The organism is Streptomyces sp. NPDC001093 (genome assembly GCF_040298985.1).
Classification (GTDB): domain Bacteria; phylum Actinomycetota; class Actinomycetes; order Streptomycetales; family Streptomycetaceae; genus Streptomyces.
Map to the genome: position 1 here is coordinate 32301 of NZ_JBEPBF010000011.1, position 13342 is coordinate 45642.

13 protein-coding genes are annotated in these 13342 nt (G+C 70.4%); all 13 read right to left on the reverse strand.

Annotated elements, in window-relative coordinates; translation table 11 throughout:
* Positions 1-85: 85 nt before the first annotated feature.
* The 13 genes from ABT288_RS08315 to ABT288_RS08375 all read right to left on the reverse strand — a co-directional run bounded on the left by ABT288_RS08315 (position 86) and on the right by ABT288_RS08375 (position 13313).
* The gene (locus ABT288_RS08315) at positions 86-1024 is read right to left on the reverse strand and encodes a glutaminase (RefSeq protein ID WP_351604048.1); all 939 of its coding nucleotides are present in this window, start codon (positions 1022-1024) and stop codon (positions 86-88) included.
* Between the two features lie 64 nt (positions 1025-1088).
* On the reverse strand, positions 1089-2501 hold the full coding sequence (gene aspA, locus ABT288_RS08320; RefSeq protein ID WP_351604050.1) for an aspartate ammonia-lyase: 1413 nt from the start codon (positions 2499-2501) through the stop codon (positions 1089-1091).
* Between the two features lie 129 nt (positions 2502-2630).
* Complete coding sequence (locus tag ABT288_RS08325; RefSeq protein ID WP_351604182.1) at positions 2631-3647, reverse strand: asparaginase; 1017 nt, start codon at positions 3645-3647, stop codon at positions 2631-2633.
* 41 nt (positions 3648-3688) lie between these two features.
* Entirely contained in the window at positions 3689-5128 is a 1440-nt protein-coding gene (locus tag ABT288_RS08330; protein ID WP_351604052.1) for an amino acid permease, read from the reverse strand.
* Positions 5125-5859, reverse strand: coding sequence for a FadR/GntR family transcriptional regulator (locus ABT288_RS08335; RefSeq protein WP_351604054.1), 735 nt, complete (start codon positions 5857-5859; stop codon positions 5125-5127). The genes ABT288_RS08330 and ABT288_RS08335 overlap by 4 nt, the downstream gene beginning before the upstream one ends.
* Before the next feature lie 117 nt (positions 5860-5976).
* The gene (locus tag ABT288_RS08340) at positions 5977-6813 is read right to left on the reverse strand and encodes an undecaprenyl-diphosphate phosphatase (RefSeq protein WP_351604056.1); all 837 of its coding nucleotides are present in this window, start codon (positions 6811-6813) and stop codon (positions 5977-5979) included.
* A 75-nt stretch (positions 6814-6888) separates the two neighbouring features.
* Positions 6889-7263 carry a fluoride efflux transporter CrcB gene (gene crcB / locus ABT288_RS08345; protein ID WP_351604058.1) on the reverse strand — a complete coding sequence of 125 codons (375 nt, stop codon included), beginning with the start codon at positions 7261-7263 and terminating at the stop codon, positions 6889-6891.
* Positions 7260-7640: a DUF190 domain-containing protein gene (locus tag ABT288_RS08350; protein WP_351604059.1), complete on the reverse strand. Its 381-nt coding sequence runs from the start codon at positions 7638-7640 to the stop codon at positions 7260-7262. Before ABT288_RS08350 ends, crcB (ABT288_RS08345) begins: the two co-directional genes overlap by 4 nt.
* Positions 7637-8098, reverse strand: coding sequence for a fluoride efflux transporter CrcB (gene crcB / locus ABT288_RS08355; protein WP_351604061.1), 462 nt, complete (start codon positions 8096-8098; stop codon positions 7637-7639). The genes ABT288_RS08350 and crcB (ABT288_RS08355) overlap by 4 nt, the downstream gene beginning before the upstream one ends.
* Before the next feature lie 67 nt (positions 8099-8165).
* Entirely contained in the window at positions 8166-9134 is a 969-nt protein-coding gene (locus ABT288_RS08360) for an SMP-30/gluconolactonase/LRE family protein (protein WP_351604062.1), read from the reverse strand.
* A gap of 9 nt (positions 9135-9143) precedes the next feature.
* A complete protein-coding gene (locus ABT288_RS08365) occupies positions 9144-9431 on the reverse strand; it encodes an ArsR family transcriptional regulator (protein ID WP_351604064.1) in 288 nt (95 codons plus the stop codon).
* 189 nt (positions 9432-9620) lie between these two features.
* A complete protein-coding gene (locus tag ABT288_RS08370; RefSeq protein WP_351604066.1) occupies positions 9621-11183 on the reverse strand; it encodes a glycosyl hydrolase 53 family protein in 1563 nt (520 codons plus the stop codon).
* Between the two features lie 108 nt (positions 11184-11291).
* Positions 11292-13313, reverse strand: a complete 2022-nt coding sequence (locus ABT288_RS08375) for a beta-galactosidase (protein ID WP_351604068.1) — start codon at positions 13311-13313, stop codon at positions 11292-11294.
* Positions 13314-13342 lie beyond the last annotated feature (29 nt).

Here is a 13342-nt window from a genome sequence, read left to right on the forward strand (position 1 = left end):
CCGGGTGGCCGAAAGGCGACGACAGCCCTGCCGGGCGGGGGCGACGATGTAACCGGTAGGTGGGGCGCGTCGGCTGCGGGTGCCGTCAGAACACCGACAGCCCGGTGAGCGTCGTGAAGCGGTCCAGGGCCGCCACCCCCGCCACCGAGTTGCCGCGCTCGTCCAGGCCCGGGCTCCACACGCACAGGGTGCACCGGCCCGGCACGACCGCGATGATCCCGCCGCCGACGCCGCTCTTGCCGGGCAGCCCCACGCGGTAGGCGAAGTCCCCGGCCGCGTCGTACGTCCCGCAGGTCAGCATCACCGCGTTGACCTGCTTGGCCTGGCTGCGGGTGAGCAGCCGGCTGCCGTCGGCGCGGATGCCGTGCCGCGCGAGGAAGCCAGTGGCGAGGGCCAGGTCGGCACAGGACGCGGCGATGGAGCACTGCCGGAAGTACTGGTCGAGCAGGACGGGAATGTCGTTGTCGATGTTGCCGTAGGACGCCATGAAGTGGGCGAGTGCGGCGTTGCGGTCGCCGTGCGTGGTCTCGGAGGCGGCGACCTCCTTGTCGAAGTCGAGTTCGGGGTTGCCGCTCTCGGCGCGCAGAAAGGCCAGCAGCTCACCGGCCGCGTCTCCGGTGCGGGTCTGCAGCCGGTCGGTGACGACGAGGGCGCCCGCGTTGATGAAAGGATTCCGCGGGATGCCGTTCTCGTACTCCAGCTGGACCAGGGAGTTGAACGGGTTGCCGGACGGCTCGCGGCCCACGTGCTCCCAGAGTTCGTCGCCCTCGCGGGCCAGGTCCAGAGCGAGCGTGAAGACCTTGGTGATGGACTGCGTGGAGAAGGGGCGGCGCCAGTCCCCGACCCCGTACACCGTGCCGTCCAGCTCGGCGACGGCCATGCCGAAGCTGCGGGGATCGCAGGCGGCGAGGGCCGGGATGTAGTCGGCGGCCCGGCCGCGGCCGGGCGTGCGCTCGATCTCCTCGGCGATGCGCTCCAGGACCGGCAGGAAGGTGAGGGACGACGTCGTTGTCATGATCACCATTGTGCCTCCGGACCGGCCCTGGGGCCCACTCGCGAACTGGTTGACATCTGCCCGTAACCGCAGGTCAGGCAGCAGGTGCCCCGCTGCCTGCGACGACCTCGGGGCGCAGCAGCTCGGCAAGCCGCTCGGCCGGCAACAGGCCCTTCTCCAGGACCAGTTCGGCCACGCCCCGACCGGTGACGAGAGCCTCCTTGGCGATGTCGGTGGCGGCGGTGTAGCCGATGTGCGGGTTGAGGGCGGTGACCAGGCCGATGGAGTTCTCCACGGTGGCGCGCAGCCGCTCGGTGTTGGCGGTGATGCCGGACACGCAGCGCTCGGCGAGGGTGAGGCAGGCGCGCTGCAGGTGCGTGATGGACTCCGACAGGGAGTGCAGGATGATCGGCTCGAAGGCGTTGAGCTGGAGCTGTCCGGCCTCGGCGGCCATGGTGACGGCGACGTCGTTGCCGATCACCTCGAAGGCGACCTGGTTGACCACCTCGGGGATCACCGGGTTCACCTTGCCCGGCATGATGGACGATCCGGCCTGCACCGGCGGCAGGTTGATCTCACCGAGGCCGGCGCGGGGCCCGGAGGACAGCAGCCGCAGGTCGTTGCAGCTCTTGGAGAGCTTGACCGCGATCCGCTTCAGCACTCCGGACATCTGCACGAAGGCACCGCAGTCCTGGGTGGCCTCGACCAGGTTGGCGGCGGTGACCAGCGGCAGCCCGGTGATCGCGGACAGGTGCCGGCGGGCGGCCTCCGCGTACCCGGCCGGGGCGTTGAGGCCCGTACCGATCGCCGTGGCACCGAGGTTGATCTCATGGATCAACTCGACGGCCTCGGCAAGACGGCTGCGGTCCTCCTCGATCATGACGGCGAACGCGGAGAATTCTTGACCGAGCGTCATCGGCACTGCGTCCTGCAACTGTGTACGGCCCATCTTGAGCACGTCACGGAACTCGACGGCCTTGCGGGCGAAGGCGTCCTGCAGTACGGCCATCGCCCTGAGCAGTCCATGGACCGCGAACACCGTCGCTGTCCTGACGGCGGTCGGGTAGACGTCGTTGGTCGACTGACCGAGGTTGACGTCCTCGTTGGGGTGCAGATACATGTACTCGCCCTTGGCGTGACCGAGCAGCTCCAGCGCCCGGTTGGCCACGACCTCGTTGGCGTTCATGTTGGTGGACGTGCCGGCGCCGCCCTGGATGACGTCCACGACGAACTGGTCGTGCAGCTTGCCCGCCCGGATCTCCTGGCAGGCGGCGACGATCGCGCGCGCCTTCTCCGGCGCCAGCAGGCCCAGTTCCTCGTTGGCGAGAGCGGCGGCCTCCTTGACGGCGGCCAGGGCGTCGATCAGATGCGGGTAGGCGGAGATCGGGGTGCCGGTGATGGGGAAGTTCTCCGTCGCGCGCAGGGTGTGCACACCCCAGTAGGCGTCGGCGGGTACGTCACGGTCGCCGAGCAGGTCGTGCTCACTGCGCGTGGTGGCGGCGGTCATGAGGGTACGGTCCTCTTTCTGAGGTACGGAGGTGAGAGCGCCCCGTAAAGGGCGCGGGGAACTGCGCGATCAACCACAGATGGCCGGCAGCCCGGCGACGACCCGCAGTCCCCATTGGTATGCGGCGAACTACGCGCAGGCAGTGAACGGAACCGGATCGAGCGCACGCACCGCACGCACACAACCCACCGGCTCCCCACCCCCGAGCAACGGCTCTCCGGCGAACTCGGTCAGCAACTCGGGGTCCACGCCCGCACGGGCGAGCGCCGCGGCCGCAACCGGAATCCGCGCCCGATTCGCCCCGTCGGCGATCTTCACCGCGATGGCCCGGCCATCAGGCAGGGCAGCGACCTGCACGCCCTCGAAGCCGTCCTTGGCCAGCAATCCGGGCACGGCCCGCATCAGCGCGGCGACATCGCGCCCCGAGCCGGAGGCCATCTCGGCGTGTGAGCGCATCGCGTCGGCGACCCGGGCCTCGGGCGTGCCGGGGGCGGCCGAGGTGATCCGGGACAGGGCGCGGGCGAGGCCGTGCAGGGAGATGGAGAACAGCGGCGCGCCGCAGCCGTCCACAGTGACCCGGGCGACCCGCTGGCCGGTCAGGTCCTCGACGATCTCCTGGATCGCCTGCTGGAGCGGGTGCCGCGGGTCGAGGTAGTCCTCCAGGGACCAGCCGTTGAGCTGTGCGGTCCACAGCATGGCGGCGTGCTTGCCGGAGCAGTTCTGGGCGAGGCGGGAGGGCATGCGGCCCTCGCGCACCCAGGCGTCCCGGACGACCGGGTCGAACGGCATGTCGGGGACGTTGCGCAGGTGGTCCTCGGTGAGCCCGGCGAGTTCGAGGATGCGCCGGGTGCCGGCGAGGTGCCGCTCCTCGCCGGAGTGGCTCGCGGCGGCCAGCGACAGCAGTGCGCCGTCGAGCGGCAGCCCGGCCCGCAGCATGGCCACGGCCTGGAGGGGCTTGACGGCCGAGCGCGGGTAGAAGGCGGCCTCGATGTCGCCGAGTTGGAAGTCCGCCTTGCCGTCGGCGCCGAGGACGACGACGGAGCCGTAGTGGATGCCCTCGACGACTCCGCCGCGGACGAGGTGGGCGACGGGGGCATGGAGGGGTTCGCGGACGACGGGTGCGTCGGCGGGGGAACTGCTGTACATCACTGCCTGCATCGACGGGTCGGGGTCGGCCGGTACGCGGGTCACGCGTCGGCGCCGGTGGACGTGCGGGATATGCGGGCGCGGATGGCGTACCAGCCCGCGACCAGCGCTGCGACGATCAGCGGCAGACAGAGCACGGTGGTGCGTCCGGCGCCGCCGTCGGCGTACATGAGGACCAGGACGGAGGCGAGGAACGCCAGCGTCACGACTTCGGTCCAGGGGGAGCCCGGCAGCCGGTACGACGGCCGGGTCAGCTCGCCCTTCCGGGTCTTCTGCCAGAACAGCAGGTGACAGAGCATGATCATGCCCCAGGTCGCGAGGATGCCGATCGCGGCGAAGTTGAGGACGATCTCGAACGCGTCGGCGGGGACGACGTAGTTGAGGCCCACGCCGAGGACACAGATACCGCTGGTGAGCAGGATTCCGCCGTACGGGACCTGGCTGCGGCTCATCCGCGCGGTGAACTTCGGGGCCGAGCCGCTCATGGCCATGGAGCGCAGGATGCGGCCGGTGGAGTACAGGCCGGAGTTCAGCGAGGACATGGCGGCCGTGAGCACGACCAGGTTCATCACGTCGCCGGCCGCGGGGATGCCGATGTGCGACAGGACCGTCACGAAGGGGCTCTCGGCGGCGCTGTACGTGTTCCAGGGCATCAGCATGGACAGCAGGACGACGGAACCGACGTAGAACAGGCCCACACGCCACATGATCGAGTTGATCGCCTTCGGCATGATCTTCTCGGGGTTCTCGGTCTCACCGGCGGCCACGCCGACCAACTCGACGGAGGCGTAGGCGAAGACGACACCCTGGATGATCAGCAGCATCGGCAGCAGGCCGTTGGGGAAGACGCCGCCGTTGTCGGTGATCAGGGACGGGCCGGGGTGGTGGCCGTCGACCGGGTGCCGGGTGACCAGCAGGAAGATGCCGATGCACATGAAGACCACGAGCGCGCTGACCTTGACGATCGCGAACCAGAACTCCAGTTCGCCGAATATCTTGACCGAGATCAGGTTGACGGTCAGGACGACCGCAAGGGCGATCAATGCGATCAACCATTGAGGGATGTCCGAGAACATGCCCCAGTAGTGGGTGTAGGTGGCGACCGCGGTGATGTCGGCGATGCCGGTGGTCGCCCAGTTCAGGAAGTACATCCAGCCCGCGGTGTAGGCACCCTTCTCGCCCAGGAACTCCCTCGCGTACGACACGAAGGCGCCGGAGGACGGGCGGTACAGGACGAGTTCGCCGAGGGCGCGTACGACCAGGAAGGCGAAGACGCCGCAGACGGCGTAGGCGATGAACAGGGACGGCCCGGCGTCGGCGAGCCTTCCGCCGGCGCCGAGGAAGAGGCCGGTGCCGATGGCTCCGCCGATGGCGATCATGTTGACGTGCCGGTGCTTCAGGCCTTTGCTGTAGCCGGCGTCTCCGGCGTCGACATGGCCGGACGAGGGGCGCGTCTCGTCTTTGAGGTGCTGCTCGCTCACGCCTCGGGTCCGCCTTCCGTGGGGAGGTCGTCCGTCCGCTGGGGACGCACGATGTCGGTGAGGGTCGTCTCGACGCGGTCCAGGTGGTGGCTCATGGCCTGGACGGCGTCGTGTTCGGAACCGTCGATCAGCGCCTCGACGATGGCGCGGTGCTCGCGGTTGGACTGCTCGCGGCGGCCGCCCAGTTCGTTGAGGAAGGCCGACTGACGCGCCAGTGCGTCGCGGATCTCCTCGATGACCCGGCGGAAGACCGGGTTCTGGGCGGCCTCGGCGATCGCGAGGTGGAAGAGGGTGTCCATCGCGACCCAGGCCGTGGTGTCCGTCTCCCGCTCCATGCGGTCGAGCAGGTGGGCCAGATGGTCCAGGTTCTCCGGGGTGCGGCGCACGGCCGCGTATCCGGCGACCGGGATCTCGATGTGCCGGCGCACCTCGAGCAGGTCGCTGGCCGCGTAGTCGCCGAACGTGGGGTCTTCGACGGCGTTCGCGACGACGAAGGTGCCCTTGCCGGTCCGGGAGACCGTGAGGCCCATCGTCTGCAGCGCGCGCAGCGCCTCGCGCAGCACGGGCCGGGACACCTCGAGGGTGCGGCACAGCTCGGCCTCGGAGGGGAGCTTGTCGCCGATGGCGTACTCACCGCGTTCGATGGCGTCGCGGAGGTGGGCCAGGACCGCTTCCATGGCGCTGATGCGCCGCGGACCCGAGCCACCTGTCTGGCTGTCTGACAGGTTCACGGAGCGATCCTGCGGGTTGCGTGGCAGGGCTGTCAAGGCGTCCCGTAAGGAAACATTCACGGGGTGCGGCGCCTGTATGCAGGCATCCGCACCCCGTGGGTGATCAGGAGGGTTCGGTCAGGCGCTGAGCGTGCCCGTGGCGAGCAGGCCGAGCAGGCCCACGCCGATGACGATCCGGTAGATCACGAAGGCGTTGAAGGAGTGCTTGGCGACGAACTTCAGCAGCCAGGCGATGGAGGCGTAGGCGACCACGAACGACACGATGGTGCCGACGGCCAGCGGGGCGGCGCCGACGCCCGCGCCGAGGGCGTCCTTCAGCTCGTAGATACCGGCGCCGGTCAGGGCCGGGATGCCGAGGAAGAAGGACAGGCGCGTGGCGGCGACGCGGTCCAGGTCCAGGATGAGCGCGGTGGACATGGTGGCGCCGGAGCGGGAGAAGCCGGGGAAGAGCAGGGCCAGGATCTGCGAGCAGCCGACCCACATCGCGTCCTTGAACGACGTGTCGTCCTCACCGCGCTTGTGCCGGCCCATCTGGTCCGCGCACCACATCACGGCGGAGCCGACGATCAGGGAGCCGGCGACCACCCAGAGGGAGCCGAGCGCGCCGTCGATCAGCGGCTTGGCCGCCAGACCCACCAGGACAATCGGGATGGTGGCGGCGATCACCCACCAGGCGAACTTGTAGTCGTGGTGGTAGCGCTCCTCGCGGTTGGTCAGACCGCGGAACCAGGCGGAGACGATCCGCTTGATGTCCTTGAAGAAGTACACGAGCACGGCGGCGATGGCGCCGACCTGGATGACGGCGGAGAAGCCGACGACGGACTTGTCGTCGACGGGGATGCTCATGAGCCCCTCGGTGATCTTCAGGTGACCGGTGGAGGACACCGGGAGGAACTCGGTCACCCCCTCGACTACTCCGAGGACGACGGCCTGACCGACGGAGATGGCGCTCATGGGATCCAGTTCTGAGGAGAGTTGGTCGACATTGTTGTAGACAGTACTTGTTGCACCTGGCGCTCTTGTGAACGCCTAGGCCCACACGGCGGCGGCGAGCGAGACACCGGCGAAGGCGGCGGCGAGCCCCGCCACCACGCTCGCCACGACGTTGGCGGCAGCGTAGAGGCCGGAGCCCGCTTCGGTCAGCCGCAGGGTCTCGTAGGAGAAGGTCGAGTACGTCGTCAGCGCCCCGCAGAATCCGGTGCCGGCCAGCAGCTGCAGATGGGGCCCGGCCGCCCCGGCGGAGAAGGCGCCCGTGAGCAGCCCTAGGATCAGGGAGCCGGTGACGTTCACCACGAAGGTGCCCCAGGGGAAGACCGAGTCGTGACGGGCCTGCACGGCACGGTCGGTGAGATAGCGCAGCGGCGCGCCGATCACGGCCCCCGCGATGACGAGCAGCCAGTTCACAACGACTTCTTACCCTTCGGATCCGTGCCGGCCGGGCCGCCTGTGCGTCCCACGTACCGGACGACCTCGCACTCCTCCAGGGTGACGAGCCCCTCGTCGACGAGTTCGTCGAGTTGCGGCAGGAACGCCCGCACCCGCTCCTCGGTGTCCACGACGACGACCGCCACGGGCAGGTCCTCGCTCAGGGACAGCAGGCGGGAGGTGTGGATGCGGGAGGAGGCGCCGAAGCCCTCGATGCCCCGGAAGACGCTCGCCCCGGCGAGTCCGGCCGCGTGCGCGCGGTGCACGATCTCGGAGTAGAGGGGCTTGTGGTGCCAGGTGTCGTCCTCGCCGATGTAGACGGTCAGCCTGAGAGCCCGGCCGGTGAGTGACGTCATCGCTTCCTCCCGATCAGCACCCGGCGGGCGGCGACCGAGGCCAGCCACACCGCGGCGAGGGCCGCGCACAGCGTCGCGGCGAGATAGACGAGCCCGAGGCCCGGGCGGCCCGCGTCGACCAGCCTGCGGATGTCGACGGCGTAGGTGGAGAAGGTGGTGAAGCCGCCGAGCACGCCGGTGCCGAAGAAGGGGCGTACGAGGCGGTGGGCGGCCCACACGTCGGTGATGAGCACCATGAAGACACCGATGACCGCGCAGCCGATGACGTTGGTGAGGAAGGTCGCCCAGGGGAATCCGCCGGGTGGCGTGGGCCAGGCCAGGGCGAGGCCGTAGCGGGCGCACGCGCCGAGGGCGCCGCCGAGGGCGACCACCGCGACGACGGGCATCTGGGTACGCCACTCGGACCGCCGCCGTGGGGTGGGGCGGACACGGAGGCTCTCGGCTTCCGGGGCTGTCATGCGGTTGCGTCTCCTGTTCGGCCTGCCCCGACGGGTGATCACGGCCGGGCACCAGCGTACCGCCGTGTCAGCGGGCCGCGGTCCGCGCGCAGACCGCGACGCCGGGCTCCCACAGGCTGCCGAGGACGAGGTGGTCCCCGCTCGCGCAGACGCTGGTGACCATGCGGAAGCGGGAGCGGCGGCGGGCGAGGTGCCGGACGGTCCGTCCGGTGTCGTCGAGGGCCACCGCCCCGATCGTCGCGCTCGGGCGGTACGGCGCGTGTACGGCGGCCCGGGCGGCGGCGCCGCGCACGGCGGGCGGGGCGCGGTGCAGGAGGTGCAGCGGTGGGACGCGGGGGCTGGCGAGCGCCACCCAGAGCGGGCCGTCGGGTCCCTCGCGCCAGAGGTTGTCCGGCATGCCGGGCAGTGTGGCGAAGAGGTCGGTGTGCCCGGTGCGCGGGCCGGTGAGGTGGTAGCGGGTGAGGCGGCAGGCTCCGGTCTCGGCGATCACCAGGAAGGAGCCGTCGGCTCCGGCCGCCAGGCCGTTGGCGAACTGCAGCCCGTCCAGCAGGACTTCGGGTTCGCCGCCCTCGGGCGGAAGGCGCAGCAGCCGTCCGGTGCCGGTGTGTTCGACGATGTCGCCGATCCAGTGCTCCAGAGGGTAACGGCGGCTGGAGACGGTGAAGTACACGGTGCCGTCCGGCAGGGCGACGACGTTGCTGCAGAAGCGGAGCCGCTCCCCCGCCACCGAGTCCGCGAGCACGCGGACGGTGCCGGCGGCGCCTTCGGCGGGATCGACGCGCAGCAGGCCGCGTTCCGCGTCGCACACCAGCAGGCCGCCGTCCGGCAGCGGTTCGAGTCCCAGCGGACGACCGCCGGTCTCGGCCAGCACCTCCACACGGGCCGTGCGCGGGTCGCCGACGTCGTGGACGCGCAGGATCCGGCCGTCCTCCACTCCGGTGAGCACGCTGCCGTGACCGTCCACCACGACGTCCTCGGGGCCGCGGGCGCCCAGGGCGACGTGGTGGAGCGGGATCAGTGCCGCAGGCCGGTCCATGGGCTCGGCTCACCACCCCTTCTCGAAGACCCGGGCGACCTCCGCGATGCGGATCTCGTCACGCCGGTAGCAGGTGCCCCAACAGCTGCGGCGGGTGCGCAGCAGGCCGAGCCGGGTGAGGAAGTCCAGGTGGGCGAGGGCGGTCCGGCGGGGCACGCCCAGCTTGGCGGCCACGGCGCGCGCGGTGACTCCCGTCTCGGCGAGGTCGCGGCGGCGGGGCGCCGGGAAGTGGGTCGCCGGATCCTTGAGCCATTCCAGAATCGTCTGCCGCATCCGGCCCGAGGGGGTTCCCATCATCCGTCCGCCTCCGTCCCCGGCCTCCTCGTACGCAGTGTTCCCACTGTGGCCCGGCCGACTCCGTCGCGTCCGGGACTCGGCGGTCGTTGTCCGGTACCGAACGGCCGTACGACCGAGGCGGGTGCATATGACCCTGGAAAATGGGCGCGGACCCGGCCGCCCCTTGCGGCCGGGCCCGTCACCGGTGGTTCAGCGGTGGCTGAACCACGTCATTGAGGACAGCGCCTTGTCGTCGTAGCCGAACAGGGCCTGGTTCTCCCAGCCGTTGCCGGAGGTGGCGTCGGTCGGGTCCCAGCCGTTGCCGGTGACGGCGGTCCAAGTGGCCTCCCAGTAGAAGACACCGAGGCCGCGGTGGTTCGGGACGGCCTCCACGATGCTCGCCACGTCGTTCATCCACTTGGTCTGGCCGGCCACCGTCGCCGGGTAGCCGGAGACCAGCTTGGCGGCGGTGTCGATCTGGTTCTCCAGCGAGTCGCCCTCGGCCAGCGTGAAGGGGTACGCGGTCTCGGCGACGAAGACGGGCTTGCCGTAGCGGGCGGCCGCGTCGTCCAGGGTGGTCTGGAAGTCGGAGAGCGGACCGTGCCAGTAGCCGTAGTACGACAGGCCGATCGCGTCGAACTTCACGCCGCCCGCGACCGCGTTGTCGAAGAACGTCTCGGTGCCGGCCCTGTCCCCGCCCTTGGCCAGGTGCAGTGCGACGACCGTGGAGGAGCTGACCGCCTTGGCCGCGTCGTAGCCCGAGTTGAGCAGACCGGCGAGCCGGCTCCAGTTGGACGTGGATCCCTCGGACCACAGGATGCCGCCGTTGATCTCATTGCCGATCTGGACCATGTCGGCGGTGGTGCCTTGAGCCTTCAAGGCGTTCAACACGTCGTATGTGTGGTTGTACACGTCCGTCTTGAGGTGACTGTATGTGTGGCCCGTCCATGCGGCCGGCTTGGTCTGGGCGCCGGGGTCGGCCCAGGTGTCCGAGTAGTGGAAGTCGACCAGGAGCTTCATGCCCTGCGCCTTGATGCGCTTGGCCATGGCGAGGACGTGCGTCTTGTCGTTGAAGCCGTCGGCCGGGTTCACCCAGACCTTCAGGCGGGCGTAGTTCATGCCGTACGACGCCAGGATGGCGAGCGCGTCGCCGGTGGTGCCGGACGCGGTCCTGTAGATGCCGCCCTTGGCCTCGCTCTTGGCGAGGGAGGAGATGTCGGCGCCGTGGATGGACGTGCCGGTGGTACCGGACGTGAAGGTCAGATCGTCAACGTTGATCCAGTTGCCGGCGTTCGCGTCACTGTTGATGCTGATGGTGCACTGGTTGTTCGTCACCTTGATCGGCGTGACGATACGGATCCACCCACTGGACGAGATGGGCAGATCGGTACGCTGCTCCGGATTCCCGCAATTCTTGAGCGCCATGTACGCGGCGTTCTGCCCACCGCTCGAGCGGACCCACGCGGTCAACGTGTAACTGCCGTCGGTCAGCCCCGACAGGTACTGGTACGTCTCCACCTTGTAGGCCGAGGACGAGTACTGGGTGAGGCGGTAACCGCCGCTGTGGCCGCCCGCCTCGGTGTACGAGGCGCCGGTGTCGCCGTACTCGGACCAGCCGGTGGGGGTGGCCGTGCCGGTGCCGTCGGACTCGAAGCCGCCGTTGGTGAGGGTGCTCGCGGCCTGCGCGGTCTGGGCGGGCAGGAAGGCGAGGGCGAGCCCGGCCGTGAGCGGCAGCAGCAGGGCCCTGGTGGTGCGTCCGGGATGGAACTTCATCGTCCGTCGTCCCTTCGACGTGAACGGGGTGGGGGTCCTCCGGTGGGGCTGGAGGAGAACCCCTCCGCCCACGGCTCTCGTGGCACACGCGGGCGGAGGGGAGCCGGCTCAGCCGTCGAGTCGTACGACCCGGACGGCCCCCGCCGGGACCGGAAGGCGGCCCGCGGCGCGTTCGCCCGTCAGCAGCTCGGTGCCGGGCGTGTCCAGCGGCACCTTGGTGTCGCCGGCGGTGTGGTTGATGGCGAAGAGGTAGGTCCCGGACTCGCCGCTGCGGCGCACCACTTCGACATCGCGGGGCAGGTCGGCACGTGGGGCGATCCGGGCGTCGTCGGCCGCCCGGCCGACGAGTGCGTCCAGGCCCTGGGCGTCGAGGCGGGTGGAGACGTACCAGGCGGTGCCCCGGCCGTGCCGGTGCCGGGTGACGGCCGGGCGGCCCGCGGTGAGCCCCTCGGCGTAGGTCCACACGGTCTCGGCGCCGCACGGCACGACGAACTCCGTCCAGATGTCGCCGCTCAGCTCGGAGCCCTCGGGGCCGGTCAGGCGCACCCGCTCGTCCTTCAGCAGCGGCGAGAACTCCTCCACGGTCAGGCCGAGCACGTCGCGCAGCGCGCCCGGGTGGGCGCCCGGGTGCACGGCGTCGTGTTCGTCGACGATGCCGGAGAAGTACGACACCACGAGCGTGCCGCCGTTGCCGACGTACTCGGTGAGGTTGTTCCCGGCCGCCTCCGTCATCAGGTACAGAGCCGGTACGACGACAAGGGGATAGGCCGACAAGTCGGCTTCCGGGTGGGCGAAGTCGGCCGTGAGGTGGCGGTCGTAGAGGGCCTCGTAGAAGGCGTCGGCGCGTTCGCGCGGGTCGTGGTCCGCGCTGGGGCGCCAGGCGAGGTTCTGCGCCCACCAGGACTGCCAGTCCCACAGCATGGCCACGTCGGCCTCGGTGCGGGTGCCGCGGATCGTGCTCAACGACGCGATGGAGGCCCCGAGTTCGACCACCTCGCGCCACACCCGGGTCCCGGTGCCGCCGTGCGGGAGCATCGCCGAGTGGAACTTCTCGGCGCCGTGCCGGGACTGGCGCCACTGGAAGAACATGGCGCCCTCGGAGCCGCGGGCCACATGGGCGAGCGAGTTGCGGGCCATCTGGCCGGGGGCCTTGGCGGGGTTGCGGGGCTGCCAGTTGACGCCCGAGGTGGAGTGCTCCAGGAGCAGCCAGGGGTCGCCGGCGGCCACCGAGCGGGTGAGGTCCGCCGCCATCGCGAGGTTCACGTGGGTGCGGCGGCCGTCGGTGATCAGGTAGTGGTCGTTGGTGACGAGGTCGACCTCGCGGCCCCAGGCCCAGTAGTCCATGGAGTCGCACTGGCTGAGGGCGGTCATGAAGTTGGTGGTGACCGGGACGCCCGGTGAGAGGCGGTGCAGGATGTCGCGTTCCGCGCGGAAGTTCTCGCGGATCGTGGCGTCGGCGAACCGCTTGTAGTCCAGGGCCTGGCCCGGGTTGCCGACGGTAGGGGTGGCCCGTGGCGGGTTGATCTGCTCGAAGCTCGTGTAGCGCTGGCCCCAGAATGCCGTCCCCCAGGCCGCGTTGACCGCGTCCACGGTGCCGTAGGTCTCGGCGAGCCAGCGGCGGAAGTGGGCGGCGCAGGAGTCGCAGTAGCAGGCCGAGACGGGGACGCCGTACTCATTGTGGACGTGCCACAGAGCGAGCGCGGGGTGGTCGCCGTAGCGCTCGGCGAGCCTGGTCGTGATCGCCGCGGCGGCGGCGCGGTAGTCGGTGCTGCTGTGGCAGATCGCGCCGCGCGAGCCGAACTCGTAGCGCAGGCCCTCGGCCGTGACCGGCAGCGCCTCGGGGTGCGCGCGGTAGAACCAGGCGGGCGGTGCCACGGTGGGCGTGCCGAGGTCGACGCGGATGCCGTGCTCGTGCAGCAGGTCCAGGACCCGGTCCAGCCAGCCGAAGTCGTACTCCCCCGGTGAGGGCTCCAGCAGGGCCCAGGAGAAGATCCCGACGCTCACCATCGTCACGCCGGCCTCCCGCATCAGCCGGACGTCCTCCTGCCAGACGCTTTCCGGCCACTGCTCGGGGTTGTAGTCCCCACCGAAGGCGAGCCTGGTGAGGCCCCTGGGGCTGGTGTCCGGCATGAGTGTCTCCCGCTGGATCGATCATTTGG